The sequence below is a fragment of the Variovorax atrisoli genome (assembly GCF_014195185.1).
GTDB lineage: Bacteria > Pseudomonadota > Gammaproteobacteria > Burkholderiales > Burkholderiaceae_C > Variovorax > Variovorax atrisoli.
The window spans coordinates 1,090,432-1,107,046 of the sequence record NZ_JACIBG010000001.1 but is presented as its reverse complement, the minus strand read 5'-3'; the positions used below and the strand labels follow the sequence as shown (position 1 = coordinate 1,107,046).

14 protein-coding genes are annotated in these 16,615 nt (G+C 67.6%); 10 read left to right on the top strand and 4 right to left on the bottom strand.

Annotated features, from left to right (window positions below; translation table 11 throughout):
- Window position 1 precedes the first annotated feature (1 nt).
- Window positions 2-1,525, top strand: a complete 1,524-nt coding sequence (locus FHY06_RS05265; RefSeq protein ID WP_126182054.1) for a tripartite tricarboxylate transporter permease — start codon at window positions 2-4, stop codon at window positions 1,523-1,525.
- A gap of 84 nt (window positions 1,526-1,609) precedes the next feature.
- Here the strand turns inward: FHY06_RS05265 and FHY06_RS05260 are convergent, their stop codons facing one another.
- The 4 genes from FHY06_RS05260 to FHY06_RS05245 are packed head-to-tail and all read right to left on the bottom strand — an operon-like array spanning window position 1,610 to window position 8,206.
- Window positions 1,610-4,726, bottom strand: a complete 3,117-nt coding sequence (locus FHY06_RS05260) for an efflux RND transporter permease subunit (RefSeq protein ID WP_132751260.1) — start codon at window positions 4,724-4,726, stop codon at window positions 1,610-1,612.
- A gap of 20 nt (window positions 4,727-4,746) precedes the next feature.
- Window positions 4,747-5,955: an efflux RND transporter periplasmic adaptor subunit gene (locus FHY06_RS05255; RefSeq protein ID WP_184603715.1), complete on the bottom strand. Its 1,209-nt coding sequence runs from the start codon at window positions 5,953-5,955 to the stop codon at window positions 4,747-4,749.
- On the bottom strand, window positions 5,952-7,511 hold the full coding sequence (locus tag FHY06_RS05250) for an efflux transporter outer membrane subunit (protein WP_184603713.1): 1,560 nt from the start codon (window positions 7,509-7,511) through the stop codon (window positions 5,952-5,954). The genes FHY06_RS05255 and FHY06_RS05250 overlap by 4 nt, the downstream gene beginning before the upstream one ends.
- Window positions 7,508-8,206 (bottom strand): TetR/AcrR family transcriptional regulator, encoded by a 699-nt coding sequence (locus FHY06_RS05245; protein WP_260310032.1) that lies wholly within the window; start codon window positions 8,204-8,206, stop codon window positions 7,508-7,510. The genes FHY06_RS05250 and FHY06_RS05245 overlap by 4 nt, the downstream gene beginning before the upstream one ends.
- 135 nt (window positions 8,207-8,341) lie before the next feature.
- On the opposite strand from FHY06_RS05245, the gene FHY06_RS05240 reads away from it, so the two are divergent.
- The 9 genes from FHY06_RS05240 to FHY06_RS05200 all read left to right on the top strand — a co-directional run bounded on the left by FHY06_RS05240 (window position 8,342) and on the right by FHY06_RS05200 (window position 16,604).
- The gene (locus tag FHY06_RS05240) at window positions 8,342-9,880 is read left to right on the top strand and encodes a sigma-54 interaction domain-containing protein (protein ID WP_132798085.1); all 1,539 of its coding nucleotides are present in this window, start codon (window positions 8,342-8,344) and stop codon (window positions 9,878-9,880) included.
- Window positions 9,877-10,392 (top strand): hypothetical protein, encoded by a 516-nt coding sequence (locus FHY06_RS34725; RefSeq protein ID WP_221404096.1) that lies wholly within the window; start codon window positions 9,877-9,879, stop codon window positions 10,390-10,392. The genes FHY06_RS05240 and FHY06_RS34725 overlap by 4 nt, the downstream gene beginning before the upstream one ends.
- 48 nt (window positions 10,393-10,440) lie before the next feature.
- On the top strand, window positions 10,441-10,776 hold the full coding sequence (locus FHY06_RS05230) for a hypothetical protein (RefSeq protein ID WP_019652303.1): 336 nt from the start codon (window positions 10,441-10,443) through the stop codon (window positions 10,774-10,776).
- Window positions 10,773-11,060 carry a hypothetical protein gene (locus FHY06_RS05225; RefSeq protein WP_184603711.1) on the top strand — a complete coding sequence of 96 codons (288 nt, stop codon included), beginning with the start codon at window positions 10,773-10,775 and terminating at the stop codon, window positions 11,058-11,060. The genes FHY06_RS05230 and FHY06_RS05225 overlap by 4 nt, the downstream gene beginning before the upstream one ends.
- Window positions 11,061-11,192: 132 nt before the next feature.
- Window positions 11,193-12,383, top strand: coding sequence for a substrate-binding domain-containing protein (locus FHY06_RS05220; protein ID WP_019652305.1), 1,191 nt, complete (start codon window positions 11,193-11,195; stop codon window positions 12,381-12,383).
- A gap of 245 nt (window positions 12,384-12,628) precedes the next feature.
- Window positions 12,629-14,089, top strand: coding sequence for an extracellular catalytic domain type 2 short-chain-length polyhydroxyalkanoate depolymerase (locus FHY06_RS05215; RefSeq protein WP_184603708.1), 1,461 nt, complete (start codon window positions 12,629-12,631; stop codon window positions 14,087-14,089).
- Between the two features lie 45 nt (window positions 14,090-14,134).
- Complete coding sequence (locus tag FHY06_RS05210) at window positions 14,135-14,899, top strand: ABC transporter ATP-binding protein (RefSeq protein ID WP_019652307.1); 765 nt, start codon at window positions 14,135-14,137, stop codon at window positions 14,897-14,899.
- Window positions 14,896-15,624: an ABC transporter ATP-binding protein gene (locus tag FHY06_RS05205; protein WP_019652308.1), complete on the top strand. Its 729-nt coding sequence runs from the start codon at window positions 14,896-14,898 to the stop codon at window positions 15,622-15,624. The genes FHY06_RS05210 and FHY06_RS05205 overlap by 4 nt, the downstream gene beginning before the upstream one ends.
- Window positions 15,621-16,604, top strand: a complete 984-nt coding sequence (locus FHY06_RS05200; RefSeq protein WP_184603706.1) for a branched-chain amino acid ABC transporter permease — start codon at window positions 15,621-15,623, stop codon at window positions 16,602-16,604. The genes FHY06_RS05205 and FHY06_RS05200 overlap by 4 nt, the downstream gene beginning before the upstream one ends.
- Window positions 16,605-16,615 lie beyond the last annotated feature (11 nt).

Here is a 16,615-nt window from a genome sequence, read left to right as displayed (position 1 = left end):
CATGGAAATCTTCAACGCCCTGATGGCCGGCTTCGCGGCCGCCATCACTCCCGTCAATCTCCTCTGGTGCCTGGTCGGCTGCGCCCTGGGTACCGCCGTCGGCGTGCTGCCCGGCATCGGCCCGGCCGTGGCGGTGGCCATGCTGCTGCCGATCACCGGCAAGGTCGACATCACGGCCTCGATGATCTTCTTCTCGGGCATCTACTACGGCGCCATGTACGGCGGGTCGACCACCTCCATCCTGCTGAACACGCCCGGCGAAACCGCCAGCATGGTGACGGCAATGGAGGGCAACAAGATGGCCAAGAGCGGCCGTGCGGGTGCGGCGCTCGCCACGGCCGCCATCGGCTCCTTCGTGGCCGGCACCATCGCCACCGTCATCGTCACGCTGTTCGCGCCCTTCGTGGCCGACTTCGCGGTCAAGCTCGGCCCGCCGGAATACTTCATGCTGATGCTGCTGGCCTTCACCACGGTGAGCGCGGTGCTCGGCAAGAGCACGCTGCGCGGCATGACGGCGCTGTTCGTCGGCCTTGCCGCAGGCTGCATCGGCCTAGACCAGATCTCGGGCCAGGGCCGCTACACCGGCGGCATCCCCGAACTGCTCGACGGCATCGAGATCGTGCTGGTGGCTGTGGGCCTGTTCGCCGTGGCCGAGGTGCTGTACGCCGTGCTGTACGAAGGCCGCGTGGTGGAAGGGCAGAACAAGCTCAGCCGCGTGCACATGTCCAGGCGCGACTGGAAGCGCTCCATCCCGGCCTGGCTGCGCGGCACCGCCATCGGCACGCCCTTCGGCTGCATTCCGGCTGGCGGCACAGAGATCCCGACCTTCCTGAGCTACGCCACCGAGAAGAAGCTGGCCAAGGACGAGGCGGCCAAGGCCGAGTTCGGCACCACCGGCGCCATCGAAGGCGTGGCCGGCCCCGAGGCCGCCAACAACGCGACGGTGACGGCCGCGCTGATCCCGCTGCTCACGCTGGGCATTCCGACCTCGAACACCACCGCCATCCTGCTGGGCGCGTTCCAGAACTACGGCATCCAGCCGGGGCCGCAGCTCTTCACCACCTCCGCCGCGCTGGTGTGGGCGCTGATCGCGTCGCTGTACATCGGCAACGTGATGCTGCTGGTGCTGAACCTGCCGATGGTCGGCCTGTGGGTGAAGCTGCTGAAGATCCCGAAGCCCCAGCTCTACGCCGGCATCCTGATCTTCGCGACGGTGGGTGCCTACGGCATGCGCCAGAGCGCGTTCGACCTGTTCCTGCTGTACGCCATCGGCCTGCTGGGTGTGGTGATGCGCCGCTTCGACTTCCCGACCGCTCCCGTGGTGGTCGGCATGATCCTCGGCCCGCTGGCCGAAGCGCAGCTGCGCAACGCGATGTCGATCGGCGAGGGCAGCGCGGCGGTGTTCTTCCAGCGCCCGATGTCGATCGCCCTGGTCGTCATCGTGGTGGCCGTGCTGGTCCTGCCGCGCCTTGCCAAGCGCATGAGCGAACGCAAGCTGGCGAAACTGGCGCAGATGGACGCCTGATCTTCCGAAGGCTTCGTTCGAGGCCTGGCCAAAAAAAAGCTGCGGCATTGCCGCAGCTTTTTTTGTTTGCGCAGCAGCTTCTTGCTATCGCCCCGGCGCGGGCGTCTCGACCAGGTCGTCGTCGATGTGCGGATCCGCCGGCTGCCCGCGCAGCCTGCGCACCGTCCGCTTGATCCAGTGCTCGATATCGTCGACGTAGGTGAAGACGGCCGGCACCACCAGGAGGCTCAGCACAGTGGAGGTGATCAGGCCGCCGATCACCGCCATTGCCATCGGCGAGCGGAAGCTGGAGTCGGCCGCACCGAAGCCCACCGCAATGGGCAGCATGCCCGCGCCCATGGCCAGCGTGGTCATGATGATGGGGCGCGCGCGCTTGTGGCAGGCGTCGCGCAGGGCGTCCCAGCGGTTCATGCCGTGGTCGCGGCGCGCCACGATGGCGTACTCCACCAGAAGAATGGAGTTCTTCGTGGCGATGCCCATCAGCATGATCAGCCCGATCAGCGAAGGCATCGACAGCGCCTTCTGCCCAATCAGCAGGCCCACGAAGGCGCCGCCCAGCGCGAGCGGCAGCGCGCACAGGATGGTCACCGGGTGCAGGAAGTCCTTGAAGAGCAGCACCAGCACGATGTAGATGCACAGCACGCCCGTGAGCATGGCCAGGCCGAAGCTGGCGAACAGCTCGGTCATCACTTCCGCGTCGCCCACCTCGGCGATGCGCACGCCCGGCGGCAGGTTCTGGATCGACGGCAGCTTCTGCACCGCGTCCTTCGCGTCGCCCAGGCCCACGCCCGAGAGCTCGATCTCGAAGTTCACGTTGCGCGAACGGTCGTAGCGGTCGATCACCGCCGGGCCGCCTTCCATGCTCAGCGATGCCACCTGGTTCAGCATGACCGGCCCGCGCGTGCCGGGCACGGACAGACGCCCCAGCAGGTCGATGTCGGTGCGCGCGGAGTCCTCGAGCTTCACCAGGATCGGCACCTGACGCTGCGCGAGGTTGAGCTTGGCCAGCGACTGGTCGTAGTCGCCCAGCGTGGCCACGCGCAGCGTCTCGGCGATGGCCGAACTGGTCACGCCCAGGTCGGCGGCGCGCGCGAAGTCGGGGCGCACGGCGATCTCGGGACGGATCAGGCTCGCGGTCGAGGTGATGTTGCCCAGGCCGGGGATGGTGCGCAGGTCTTTCTCCACCGCGCTGGCCGCGCTCGACAGCGCCACCGGGTCCTCGCCCGTGAGCGCCAGGATGTACTTCTCGCCCGAGCCGCCCAAGCCCACCGTGCTGCGCACGCCGGGCAGGGTCTCGAGCGCCGCGCGGATCTGGTTCTCGATCACCTGCTTGCGCGGCCGGTCGCCGCGCGGGTCGAGCTTGATGGTGAGCGTCGCCTTGCGCGTTTCGGGCGTGCCGAAGTTCGCGAACGGGTCGCCGCCCGCGCTGCCCCCGGCCACTGTGGTGTAGACGCTGCGCACATGCTGGATCTTCATCACGCGGTTGCGGGTTTCCTCCGCCGCCGCCGTGGTCTGCGCCAGCGTGGAGCCCGGCGGCAGCGACAGGTAGATCTGCGTCTGCGAGTTGTCGTCCGGCGGAATGAAGCCGGTCTTGAGCAGCGGGATCATCGCCAGCGAGCCGAAGAAGAAGAGGGTGGCCAGCACCATCGTCTTGAAGCGGTTGTGCGTGCTCCAGGTCACGGCGCGCATGTACCAGCGCATCCAGCCCGGCTCCGTCTCGGCCGTGACCACCGGCTTGAGCATGTAGGCCGCCATCATCGGCGTGAGCACCCGCGCCACCACCAGCGACGCGAACACCGCGAGCGAGGCCGTCCAGCCGAACTGCTTGAAGAACTTGCCGGCCACGCCGCTCATGAAGGCCGTGGGCAGGAACACCGCGATCAGCGTGAAGGTGGTGGCGATCACCGCCAGCCCGATCTCGTCGGCCGCTTCCATGGCCGCCTGGTAGGGCGTCTTGCCCATCCGCAGGTGGCGCACGATGTTCTCGACCTCCACGATCGCGTCGTCCACCAATATGCCGACCACCAGCGACAGCGCCAGCAGCGAGATCACGTTCACCGAGAAGCCCAGCAGGTGCATGCCGATGAAGGCCGGTATCACCGACATCGGCAGCGCCACGGCAGAGACGAAGGTGGCGCGCCAGTCGCGCAGGAACAGCCACACCACCACCACCGCGAGGATGGCGCCCTCGTACAGCAGGTGCAGCGAGCCGTTGTATTCCTCTTCCACCGGCTCGACGAAGTTGAAGGCTTCGGTCAGCTCGATGTCGGGGCGCGCGGCGCGCATGTCGGCCAGCGCCTTCATCACTGCATGGCCCACCTCCACCTCGCTGGCGCCGCGGCTGCGGGCCACCTCGAAGCCCACCACGGGCTTGCCGTTGAGCAGCGCGGCAGCGCGCGGCTCGGCGATGGTGTCGCTCACGCGCGCCACCTGGTCGAGGCGGATGCGGCGGCCGTCGCTCAGCGCGATCTGCATGTCGGCGAGCTGGTCGGCCGACTTCACCGTGGCCATGGTGCGCACCGGCTGCTCGCTGCCGCCCAGGTCGAAGCGGCCGCCCGCGCTCTCGGTCTGCACCTGCCGCAACTGGCGCGAGATGTCGGCCGCGGTGGCGCCCAGCGCCTGCAGCTTGGCCGGATCGAGGTCGACGTGAACCTGCCGCGTGACGCCGCCCACGCGGTTCACCGCACCCACGCCGGGCAAGGCGAGCAGCTTCTTGGTGACGTCGTTGTCGACGAACCAGCTCAGCGCCTCGGCATCCATGGCCGAGGAGGCGATGGTGAAGGCCAGCACCGGCTGCGCCGCGAAGTCGAGCTTGGTGACCACGGGGTCGCGCACGTCGGCCGGAAGGTCGGCACGCACGCGCTGCACGGCGGAGCGCACGTCGTCGACCGCCTCCTGCACGGGCTTCTCGAGGCGGAATTCGACGATCAGCGTGGCGGCGCCGTCCTGCACCTTGGTGGTGATGTGCTTGAGGCCCTGCACCGTGGCGATGGAGTTCTCGAGCTTGCGCGCGACGTCGGTCTCCAGCTGCGAAGGCGCGGCGCCGGGCAGCGAGGCCGAGACCGTCACGGTCGGCAGGTCGATGTCCGGAAAGTTCTGCACCTTCATCGCGTTGAACGACAGCAGCCCACCGAAGGTGAGCAGCACGAACAGCATCACCGCCGGAATCGGGTTTCGTATGGACCAGGCGGAAACGTTCATGGGCGTGTCCTTTGCATTGCTTACTTCGCCGCAGCGTCGGATGCCGCCGGCCTGGCGGGCTGGGCCGCGGCGGATGAAGAAGGCGAGGGCGCATCGACCACGCGCACCAGGTCGCCGTCGTTGAGGAAGCCCGCGCCCTGCACCACCACCTGGGCACCCTCGGGCAGCGCGCTGGTGATCTCGATGCGGTCGTTCAGCCGCCGGCCGATCTGCACCTTCATCTGCGCCACCTTGTTGTCGGGCTTCAGGATGAACACGTTGTTGAAGCCGTCGCGCGGCACCACGGCGGCCTGCGGCACCGTCGGTGCCGTGCTGCGGCCGAGTTCGAAGTCGCCGCGCGCGAACATGCCGGCCTTGACGCCGGTGTTCTGCTGCACGTTGGGCAGGTCCACGTACACCAGGGCCGCCCGCGTCTGCGGATCGACCGTGGGCGCGATGCTGCGCACCTTGCCGCGCACCTGCGCGCCGCTGGCGCTCACCACGAAGGCGGTGGTGCCGACCGCGACGCGGCTCAGCTCGGCCGAGGTCACCTCGGCGCGCCATTCGAGGCGGCCCTGGCGGATCAGCCGGAAGAGCTCGGTGCCCGCCGCGACCACGCTGCCCACCGTGGCGGTGCGCGCCGAGATCACGCCGTCGTCGGGTGCCAGCACCTGGGTGTTGCGGCCGCGAACCTGCTGCGCGGCCAGCACGGCCTCGGCCGCTTCAACGCGCGCCTTGGCGGTCTGCTCGGTGGTCTGGTACTGGTTGATCTGCTGCTGGCTGAGTGCGCCCGTGGCCTGCAGCGTGCGTGCGCGCGCCGCGTTGCCGGCGGCGTCGGCCGCGGTGGCGCGGGCCTCGGCCAGCGAGGCGCGTGCCTGCGCGATGTCGGCCTGCACCGTCTCGGGCGAGAACACGGCGAGCACCTGGCCCTTCTTCACCGTGTCGCCCACGTTCACGCGCACTTCGGCCAGCTTCAGGCCGTTGGACTCGGAGCCGATGACTGCCTCCTGCCACGCGGCCACGTTGCCGTTGGCCGCGAGCGTGAGCATCAGTTCGGTGGGCTCTGGCTTGGCGACGGTGACGGTCAGCGCGGGCTTGGGTGCCGCGGCGCCGTCCTTGCCCTTGGTTGCCGCGACCTGGTCGCCGGCCTTGCCCCAGGGCTTGCCGCCCCTCATGAAGAAGATCGCCGCGATGACGACGACCAGCGCGATCAGCGCGATGGCGAGAGTGGAACGCTTCATTGTTTTCATGGCGACGTCGCGACCTTCGCGGCCGGGGATGTGGTCATTGAGGACGATTCGAAAGAGGGGCCCTGCGCGGCCTGGCGATTCCAGCCGCCGCCCATCGAGCGGTACAGCGCCACCCATGCCTCGGTGCGCTCGCGCTGCAGCGAGACGCGCGCGGTCTGTGCCGAGAACAGCGTGCGGCGCGAGTCTTCCAGCTCGAACAGGCTTGCGAGACCGGTGCTGTAGCGCGCCTGCGTGGCGTCGAAGGAGGCCTGGTAGTTCTTCACCGCGGCATCGGCGTCTGCCGTGCGGGTGTCGGTAGCGTCGAGATTGACCAGTGCCTCCTCGACCTCGCGCACGGCCTGCCGCACGTTGGCACGGTAGAGCGACACGGCCTCGGCATAGCGTGCCTTGGCCGCATCGACGTTCGCCTTGCGCGAGCCGCCGTCGAGCAGCGGCACCGTCAGCGCGACGGGGCCCACGGTCCAGGTCTCGAGCGACTGGCGCACGCCGCTCACGCGGTACTGCGAGCGGCCGATGGAGCCCGACACCGTGAGCTTGGGATAACGCTCGGCCTCGGCCGAACCCACGTCCGCGCTCGCGGAGGCCACGCCGAGCTCGGCCGCGTACACGTCGGGGCGCTGCGAGATCGCCTCGGCCGGCACGCTCGCGACGCTGCCCACGGCCGGCAGAGCGCGCTGCGCCGGCGCGGCGGCGAGCTTGCCTTCGAGCGTGGCCTCGTCGATGCCGCTGAGCGCGACCAGCGCCTTGCGCTGCACGGCGCACTGGGCGCGCTGCTGCGTGAGCCGGCCCGATGCATCGGATGCGCTGGCGCGTGCAAGGGCCGCATCGGCGGGCGCGGTGAAGCCGGCCTTCGCCGACAGGTCGGTGAGCCGCGAAGTCTCGGCACGCGAGCGTGCATCGGCCTCCGACACGCGAAGCTGCTGCTGGCAGGCGCGTTCTGCGAAATAGGCGTTGGCGGTTTCCGCCGCTACCGCCACGCGGGCGTCGTGCCACTTGGCGTTGGCGCTGTTCTGCTTGGCTTCGGCCGCGTCGCGGTCGGCGCGCAGGCGGCCGAACAGATCGACTTCCCACTTCGACTGCAGGCCCGCCTGCAGCGTGGTGATCGGCGTGCTGGAAGAGAGTCCGCCGCTGCTGCTGCTGCTTCCTGAACCTGCACCCGTGCCCGCGCCCGTGCCCGCGCCAGATGGGCTGCCGCCGGAAACGCCCACCGGCCCGCGGCTTGCCGAAGCGGTGCCGTCGAGGCTGGGCAGCAGCGCCGCACCGGCCTGCACACGCGTGAAGCGCGCCTCGGCCACGCGCGCGGCTGCGCTTGCGACGTTGGGGCTCGCGGCCTCGGCGGCGGCGATGAGTTCGACCAGCAGCGGATCGTCGAGCTGGCTCCACCAGTTGGCCAGCGAGGCCAGCGAGCCGCCATGGGGCAGGGGCGCGCGCCATTGCGCGGGCACCGGCGCTTCGACCTGCGCGGGCGGACGCGTCAGCGAGCAGCCCGAGAGGCCGATGCCGATCCCCATGCAGAGGACGGCCGTCAGCCTGGATCTGAATCGGAGTTTTCTCATTGTTTCTTCTGCTTTCTCTCGGCCTGCCTGCGCGCCGCCTCGGTCTGGACCAGCGCCAGCGCGTAGGAAGTAAGGCGATCGGCCCAGGTGTCGATGGCGCGCGGTGTGCGCAGCAGCGACGGACGCAGGGCCTCGATGAAGTCCTGGCTCACGTAGAGCTGCATCGACAATCCGGTGATCGCGAAGGTCAGGCGATGGATGTCGTCGTCGGGCCGCTCCACCTTCAGGTGGCGGCACAGCAGCTCGGCGATGGCGCGGTGCGGCCCCTTGATGTCGCGCTCCAGCTCCTCGGCCCAGCGGCTCGTGGGCTCCAGCATCTCGCGCATGTGCAGCTGTATGCACTGCCGCACGATCTCGCCTTGCTTGAGCGGGTCGATCATCAACACCATGCATCTGCGCAGCGTGGCCTCGAGCGGCTGGCCGGGCACGTTGCAGGCGGCGATGAGGTCGCTGGAGTCGCCGCCCATCGGTTCGCTGAAGGTGGCCGCATAGAGCCCCTCCTTGTCGCCGAAGTAATAGCTGATGGCCGAGATGTTGACCTCGGCCTCGCGGGCGATCTCGCGCGTGGAGGTTTTTGCGAAGCCCTTCTGCGCGAACAGCCTCAAGGCGGTGTGGAGCAGCCGGTGGCGTGCCTCGGCACCGTCTGCGCGCGGTGCGCGGCGAGGTGCCTGGGTGATCGGATCTCTCGCGTTCATGCCCGGCATTACACCACGTACAAAATCAAACGATTGATTAACTTAAGGCTTCCTGAAGGTCTTTGCCGGACCGTGCCCGTCGAAGCGAATCCTTAAGACTTAAGGGGCGGGCCCGGCCCGCGCTACGATCCCGGCATGCCTGCAGCCTCCACCGCAACACCCTCGCTGCCTCTCGATGCCGAGGGCATTCTCGCGCTCGCCGCGCGCTCGATGTTTCATTTGTTTTCGAGCATCAGCCAGGGCATGTTCCTGGTCGACAGCACCGGGCGCATCGTGTGGGTCAACGAAGGCTACCGGCGCTTCCTGCCCGCGCTGGGCTTCTCGTCCATCGACGAGTTCATGGGCCACATGGTGGAGGACGTGATCCCCAACACCCAGATGCGGCGCGTGCTCGAGACCGGCGAGCCCATCCTGGTCGACCTGCTGACCAACAAGGCCGGTACCTTCGTCGTCAGCCGCATTCCGCTGCGCGAAGAGCGCGGTGGCGGGGAGGGCGGCATGGGCAAGGTCATCGGTGCGATCGGCATCGTGCTCTTCGACCAGCCCGAGACCACGCTGCAGCCGCTCATCAGCAAGTTCGCGCTGCTGCAGCGCGACCTCGACGACGCCCGCCGCGAACTCGCGAGCCAGCGCAACAACCCGCTCTACCAGCACTCGGGCGATGGCCAGCGTCGCTCCAAGTACACCTTCGCGAGCTTCATCGGCAGCAGCCCGGCGGCGGTGGAGGTGAAGCGGCATGCTCGGCGCGCGGCGCAATCGACGAGCCCGGTGCTGCTGCTGGGCGAGACCGGCACCGGCAAGGAGCTGCTCGCGCATGCGATCCATGCCTCGTCGGCGCGGGCCAGGGGCCAGTTCGTCAGCGTCAACATCGCGGCCGTGCCCGACACGCTGCTGGAAGCCGAGTTCTTCGGCTTCGCGCCCGGCGCGTTCACTGGCGCCGACCGCAAGGGCCGCGAAGGCAAGTTCAAGCTGGCCGATGGCGGGAGCCTCTTCCTCGACGAGATCGGCGACATGCCGCTGGGCCTGCAGGCCAAGCTGCTGCGCGCGCTGCAGGAGGGCGAGATCGAGCCGCTGGGCTCCAACAAGCTCGTACCCTTCGACGCCCGCGTGATCGCCGCCACCTCGCGCGACCTGCCTGAACTCGTGCGCCGCGGCCAGTTCCGCGAAGACCTGTACTACCGCCTCAACGTGCTCCCGCTGCGTGTGCCGCCGCTGCGCGAGCGGCGCGCCGACATCCCCGCGCTCGTCGAGGCGCTGGGCGAAGACATGGCGCTGCGCAGCGGCGAAGCGCCCCCCGAACTTACGCCCGACGCGCTCGCGCTGCTCGCCGGCCAGCACTGGCGCGGCAACATCCGCGAACTGCGCAACGTGCTGGAGCAGGTGACGATGCGAAGCGACTCGCAGCGCATCGACGCCGTGCAGCTCGAACGCATCCTGCGCGAAGCCGGGCTGGAGCAGATCGAGTTGCCTGCCACCCTGCAGACCAGCCACGACGCCGACGAGCAGGCCGCGCTGCTGCGGCCGCTGTCGCAGCAGGTGGCCGAGCTGGAACGCAAGGCGATCGCCGCGGCAATGGCGTCCACCGGCGGCAACAAGCTGGCGACTGCGCGGCTGCTGGGCATTTCGCGCGCGACGCTCTATGAGCGGATGACGAGTCAGGAGCAATCGACGTGAATCCGCTGCTTGCAATGCGCAGGATAGATCGGGCGGACATCGAGCTTGGCGAGCGATTGATCTCCATCGAGATGTCGCCGGCGGACTTCAGCAGTCGGTTTGGTGAAAGGCATTCGGACCATCCCCCCGACTGGGATGCGCCGGGACCCGTAGAACTATGGTTCTTCGAGCTCCCATGGGGACACAAGATCACCCTCGAGCGCCACACTTCCATCGATTGGTTCAATATCTATCTGGAATCACTGGAGATCGAGGCCGTGCTGGATTTTCTGAAGCTCAGTGATTTCAAGATGCACGTTGATGCGCACATGGTGGAGTTGCTGAGGACGAAGTCTCCGGCCTTCACAAAGCACCTGCAGCACTGCCGTCTTTTTCGGCTGGACGACAACGGAAATCGCATTCTGATGCGCGAATACGAGAGCCGCCGGGTTGCCGATTACTACCGGCGAGTCTACGAGGCACGTTGTCACAAGCAGCTCTACTGGGTGGAGCCTGCAGGGCCTGAACACTGAGCCCGAGCGATACTCCCGCCCCATCCCACAACCCCGACGCCACATCCGATGAAGAAGGCCCTCGTCCGTATCGCCGCCTGTCTTGGCCTCTGCGCAGTCGCCGGCATGGCCAACGCCGCGCCGCAGTGTTCCGGCGAAGCCGTCTCCCGCGCAAAGAAGCTGCTGACCTTCCACTTCGGCGAGGACGACCGCATCCGCATCAGTCCCGACGTGAAGGAGCTGCCGCCGATCCGCAACCCCGCCAACAAGAAGCAGCAGTTCAAGGTGCTCGAGGTCTGGGGCAGCATCTACAAGGGGCAGTACCGCATGCGGCTCATCTACTACGTGTCGGGCAACGACTGCACGCTGATGGGTCAGGAGATCCTGGAGTACGCGGACCTGTGAGCGTCAAGGCCCTGCGTTCCACCTTCGGCCCCAACTGCCACTGGTGCGGGCTGCCGATGGACTTCGACGAGCCGGCGGGCCGGCCGGAGTCGGCCACCATCGAGCATCTGGTGGATTCGACCTTCGGCGGAGTGCGCTCCTCGAAGCACCGGCGGCTCGCGCACGCCGCCTGCAACCATGCGCGCAACGAGTTCCGCCAGCAGGCCGAGCGCCAGTTCGAGCAGTGGATCGCCCAGCGTCAGGTCTCCGCGAAAACCCTGACTGAAAATCAGACATTCGACTGAAATTCAGACACTGCGAGTGTTCTGAATTCAGCCGGAGAGCGCTTCTCTCGAATGGAGAAACGTTTGTTATCAATGGCTTAGCGGGTGGCACGAACTGTGCAATATTCAGTCACCTTTTTCAGGAGACAAAGAATGAACCGTCGCCACCTCGTCGCTCTGGCCGCGCTCGCCGCCTGTGCCGCAGCCACCGCTCCGGCCTGGGCACAGTCCAACGAAATCCGCATCGCCCACATCTACAGCAAGACCGGCGCGCTGGAGGCCTACGGCAAGCAGACCCAGACCGGCTTCATGATGGGCCTGGACTACGCCACCGGCGGCACGATGACCGTGGCGGGCAAGAAGCTGGTGGTCATCGAGAAGGACGACCAGGGCAAGCCCGACCTGGGCAAGTCGCTGCTGGCCGCCGCGTATTCCGACGACAAGGCCGCGCTGGCCGTGGGCCCGACGGCCTCGGGCGTGGCGCTGGCGATGCTGCCGGTGGCCGAGGAGTACAAGAAGATCCTGATCGTCGAGCCCGCGGTTGCCGACTCGATCACCGGCGACAAGTGGAACAAGTACATCTTCCGCACCGGCCGCAATTCGAGCCAGGACGCGATCTCCAACGCGGTGGCCATCGACAAGCCCGGCGTCACCGTCGCCACGCTGGCGCAGGACAACGCCTTCGGCCGCGACGGCGTGAAGGCCTTCGGCGCCGCGCTCAAGAAGGCCAAGCTGGTCCACGAGGAATACCTGCCGCCCGCCACCACCGACTTCACCGCCGGCGCGCAGCGCCTGATCGACAAGCTGAAGGACCAGCCGGGCCGCAAGATCATCTGGATCGTCTGGGCCGGCGCGGGCAACCCGTTCAAGATCGTCGACCTCGACCTCAAGCGCTACGGCATCGAGATCGCCACCGGCGGCAACATCCTGCCGGCCATGGCCGCCTACAAGGCGCTGCCGGGCATGGAAGGCGCGGCCTACTACTACTTCGGCATTCCGAAGAACCCGGTGAACGAGGCGATGGTGTCGGCCCACTACAAGGAATTCAAGACGCCGCCCGACTTCTTCACGGCCGGCGGCTTCTCGGCCGCGATGGCGGTGGTGACCGCGCTGAAGAAGACCAACGGCGACACCAACACCAACAAGCTCATCAGCACGATGGAAGGCATGAGCTTCGACACGCCCAAGGGCAAGATGACCTTCCGCAAGGAAGACCATCAGGCGATGCAGTCGATGTACCACTTCAAGATCAAGGTCGACCCGGCGTTCGCCTGGGGCGTGCCGGAGCTGGTGCACGAGATCAAGCCTGAAGAGATGGACATCCCGATCAAGAACAAGAGGTAAGAACTCGCCCCCAGGCTACGCGCCCTTCGTGTCGCTACGCCAACCCCTACAGGGGGGCAACACCTGCGGCCCGGCAAAGCCGGTTCCGCGGTGTTCCTCGACTTAATTTCAGTTTCGCCCCGGATGGCCGCCGGGCGAAGCGCCAGCCTGCGTCCTTCTTCGCGGCGGCATGTTGTTCCCCCGGCCGATTCGATTCGTCAGTCAGCAAAGCAAGCGTTCGATACCCACAACACAAGGAGACAGCGATGCCAGCGATGAAATGGAACAAGTGGAAGAACTGGAAGGCGCTCGCCGCAGCCGCGGCGATGACGGCGGCGGTGCACGCCGCGCAGGCGGCCGTGCCGCTGCCCGCGCTCGGTGCCAATCCGGCGGAGGTGAGCGTGTCGGGACTGTCGGCCGGCGGCTTCATGGCCGTGCAGCTGCACGTGGCGTACTCCGCCACGTTCAAGCGCGGCGCGGGCGTGGTGGCGGGCGGCCCGTACTACTGCGCCGAAGGTTCGGTGCTCAACGCCACGGGGCGTTGCATGACGCACAGCACCAGCATCCCGGTGTCCTCGCTCGTGAGCACCACCAACAGCTGGGCTGCCAGCGGTGCGATCGACCCGGTGTCGAACATGAGCGGCTCCAAGGTCTACATGTTCTCGGGCACCTCGGACAACACCGTCAAGCAGGCGGTGATGGACGACCTCAAGACCTACTACCAGAGCTTCGTGCCCGCGGCCAACGTCGTCTACAAGAACAACATCGGCGCGGGCCACGCGATGGTCACCGACGACTACGGCAGCGCCTGCAGCACCACTGCAGCCCCCTACATCAACAACTGCGGCTTCGACCTCGCGGGCGAGATCCTCACGCAGCTGTACGGCCCGCTGAACCCGCGCAACAACGGCGCGCTCGGCGGCACCTTCACCGAGTTCAACCAGTCGGAGTTCGTCAGCGGCCACGGCATGGCCGCGACCGGCTGGATCTACGTGCCGCAGGCCTGCACCACCACCTCGTGCCGCGTGCACCTGGTGCTGCACGGCTGCAAGCAGAACTACACCGACGTGGGCGACCAGTACGTTCGCAAGACCGGCTACAACCGCTGGGCCGACACCAACAACATCGTGCTGATCTATCCGCAGACCAGCACGGCCGCCACCAACAGCTGCTGGGACTGGTGGGGCTACGACAACGCCAACTATGCGAAGAAGTCGGGCCCGCAGATGGCCGCTATGAAGGCGATGATCGACCGCGTCACCGGCTCCTCGGGCGGCAGCGGCCTGCCGGCGCCGACCGGCGTGGGCACGTCGGGCGCCACCGCCAGCAGCATGGTGATCGCCTGGAACGCAGTGAGCGGCGCCAGCGGCTACAACGTGTACCGCGGCGGCAGCAAGGTCAACGCCTCGCCGGTGACTGCCACCAGCTACACCGACAGCGGCCTTGCCGCGTCGACCACCTACAGCTGGACCGTGGCCGCGCTGAACGCGAGCAACGTCGAGGGCGCCATGTCGTCGGCCGCCACCGGCACCACCACCGGAGGCGGCAGCGGCGGCACCTGCTACACCGCCAGCAACTACACGCACACCATCGCCGGGCGCGCCTATGCCTTGTACGGCCTGACCTATGCGTACGGCTCGAACCAGTCGATGGGGCTGTGGAACATCTACGTGACGACCACGCTGAAGCAGACGGGGCCCAACTACTACGTGATCGGCACCTGTTGAGGCCGGTCTTCTTTCCTGTTTTCCGATTCGCAATGACCAACGACGATGCTTGAGACCCGAGATCTGACCATCCGCTTCGGTGGGCACGTGGCCGTCAACAGCGTGAGCTGCGCCTTCGCGCCCGGCACGCTGACGGCCATCGTGGGCCCCAACGGCGCGGGCAAGACCACCTACTTCAACCTGATCTCGGGCCAGCTCAAGGCGAGTGCGGGCACCGTGTCGCTCGACGGGCAGTCGTTGTCGGGCCTGTCCCCCTCCGCGCGCACGCACGCGGGGCTGGGGCGGGCGTTCCAGCTGACCAACCTTTTCCCCAACCTCACGGTGCTGGAGAACGTGCGCCTCGCGGTGCAGGCCACGCGCGAAGGCGCGCACCGGCGCGGGCTCAACCTGTGGAGCATCTGGAGCGACCACAGGGCGCTGACCGAGCGCGCCGACCAGATCCTGGCCGACGTGGCGCTGAAGTCGCGCGAGCACGCCACGGTGGCGAGCCTGCCGCACGGCGACCAGCGCAAGCTGGAAGTGGCGCTGCTGATGGCGCTGGAGCCCAAGGTCTTCATGTTCGACGAGCCCACGGCCGGCATGAACGCGGCCGAGGCGCCCGTCATCCTCGACCTGATCCGCAAGCTCAAGAAGGACAAGACCAAGACCATCCTGCTGGTTGAGCACAAGATGGACGTGGTGCGCGAACTCGCCGACCGCATCATCGTGCTGCACAACGGCACGCTGGTGGCCGACGGAGAGCCGGCCGAGGTGATCGCCTCGCCGGTGGTGCAGGAGGCCTACCTGGGCGTTTCGAAGGAGGCCGCATGAGCGCGAACAATCTGCTGACCCTCGAGGGCGTGCACACGCACATCGGGGCGTATCACATCCTGCACGGCGTCGACCTCGCCGTGCCGCGCGGGCAGCTCACCATGCTGCTGGGCCGCAACGGCGCGGGCAAGACGACCACGCTGCGGACCATCATGGGCCTGTGGCATGCGTCGCAGGGCAGGGTGCGCTTCGGCGAGAAAGAAATCACCGCCCAGCACACACCGCAGATCGCCGGCCTGGGCATCGCCTACGTACCGGAGAACATGGGCATCTTCTCCGACCTCACGGTGAAGGAGAACATGCTGCTGGCCGCGCGCGGCGCGAAGAACGCGGCGCAGATCGACGACACGCGGCTGAAGTGGATCTTCAAGCTCTTCCCCGCGGTCGAGAAGTTCTGGAACCACCCGGCGGGCAAGCTCTCGGGCGGGCAGAAGCAGATGTTGGCCGTCTCGCGCGCCATCGTGGAGCCGCGCGAGCTGCTGATCATCGACGAGCCCAGCAAGGGCCTGGCGCCCGTGATGATCAACAACATGATCGACGCCTTCGCAGAGCTCAAGCGCAGCGGCGTGACCATCCTGCTGGTGGAGCAGAACATCAACTTCGCCCAGCGGCTGGGCGACACCGTCGCGGTGATGGACAACGGGCGCGTGGTGCATGCGGGCTCCATGGCGGAGTTTTCTGCGGACGCGCAATTGCAGCAATCGCTGCTGGGACTGGCTCTATGAAGAAACTCGACTTCGACTTGCGGCCCCTGCTGCTCGCGCCGGCGCTCGCGCTCGTCGCGCTGCCGCTCACCGGCTCCTTCTCCACCTGGCTCACGCTCACGGTGGCGGGGCTGGCCATGGGCATGATCATCTTCATCATCGCCTCGGGCCTCACGCTGGTGTTCGGCCTCATGGACGTGCTGAACTTCGGCCACGGCGTGTTCATCGCGCTGGGCGCCTTCGTGGCCAGCAGCGTGCTCGGCCTCATGGGCGACTGGACCGGTTCGGGCGAGCTGTGGCGCAACCTCGTGGCGGTGTTCCCGGCAATGCTGGCCGCGATGGCGGTGGCGGGCGCGATCGGTTTCGCCTTCGAGCGCTTCATCGTGCGGCCGGTGTACGGCCAGCACCTGAAGCAGATCCTAATCACCATGGGCGGCATGATCATCGGCGAGGAGCTCATCAAGGTGATCTGGGGCCCGGCGCAGGTTCCGCTGCCGCTGCCCGAGGCGCTGCGCGGCTCGCTGCTGGTGGGCGATGCGGCCATCAGCAAGTACCGCCTGCTCGCGGTGGCCGTGGGCGTGGTGGTGTTCGGCGTGCTCGCATGGACGCTGGGCCGAACCAAGATCGGCCTGCTGATCCGTGCCGGCGTGCAGGACCGCGAGATGGTCGAGTCGCTGGGCTACCGCATCGGGCGGCTCTTCGTCGGGGTGTTCGTGGTCGGCAGCGCGCTTGCCGGGCTGGGCGGCGTGATGTGGGGCCTCTTCCAGCAGAACCTGGTGCCGCAGATGGGCGCGCAGGTCAACGTGCTGATCTTCATCGTGATCATCATTGGCGGGCTGGGCTCGACGGGCGGGGCACTCATCGGCGCGCTGCTGGTGGGGCTGATGACCAACTACGTGGGCTTCCTGCTGCCCACGCTCACGCAGTTCGCGAGCATCTTCCTGATGGTGGCCGTCCTGCTGTGGCGCCCGCAGGGCGTGTACCCGGTGGCCAACCGCTGAAGGGGGAGAAG

What these genes read in the sequence shown, in the direction of transcription:
- FHY06_RS05240 (WP_132798085.1), top strand. Translation starts at nt 8,342, where the DNA reads ATGCCTGCAGCCTCCACCGCAACACCCTCGCTGCCTCTCGATGCCGAG.
- FHY06_RS05200 (WP_184603706.1), top strand. Translation starts at nt 15,621, where the DNA reads ATGAAGAAACTCGACTTCGACTTGCGGCCCCTGCTGCTCGCGCCGGCG.
- FHY06_RS05245 (WP_260310032.1), bottom strand. Translation starts at nt 8,206, where the DNA reads ATGAACGCGAGAGATCCGATCACCCAGGCACCTCGCCGCGCACCGCGC.
- FHY06_RS05260 (WP_132751260.1), bottom strand. Translation starts at nt 4,726, where the DNA reads ATGAACGTTTCCGCCTGGTCCATACGAAACCCGATTCCGGCGGTGATG.
- FHY06_RS05265 (WP_126182054.1), top strand. Translation starts at nt 2, where the DNA reads ATGGAAATCTTCAACGCCCTGATGGCCGGCTTCGCGGCCGCCATCACT.
- FHY06_RS05220 (WP_019652305.1), top strand. Translation starts at nt 11,193, where the DNA reads ATGAACCGTCGCCACCTCGTCGCTCTGGCCGCGCTCGCCGCCTGTGCC.
- FHY06_RS05230 (WP_019652303.1), top strand. Translation starts at nt 10,441, where the DNA reads ATGAAGAAGGCCCTCGTCCGTATCGCCGCCTGTCTTGGCCTCTGCGCA.
- FHY06_RS05210 (WP_019652307.1), top strand. Translation starts at nt 14,135, where the DNA reads ATGCTTGAGACCCGAGATCTGACCATCCGCTTCGGTGGGCACGTGGCC.
- FHY06_RS05205 (WP_019652308.1), top strand. Translation starts at nt 14,896, where the DNA reads ATGAGCGCGAACAATCTGCTGACCCTCGAGGGCGTGCACACGCACATC.
- FHY06_RS05215 (WP_184603708.1), top strand. Translation starts at nt 12,629, where the DNA reads ATGCCAGCGATGAAATGGAACAAGTGGAAGAACTGGAAGGCGCTCGCC.
- FHY06_RS05250 (WP_184603713.1), bottom strand. Translation starts at nt 7,511, where the DNA reads ATGAGAAAACTCCGATTCAGATCCAGGCTGACGGCCGTCCTCTGCATG.
- FHY06_RS05255 (WP_184603715.1), bottom strand. Translation starts at nt 5,955, where the DNA reads ATGAAAACAATGAAGCGTTCCACTCTCGCCATCGCGCTGATCGCGCTG.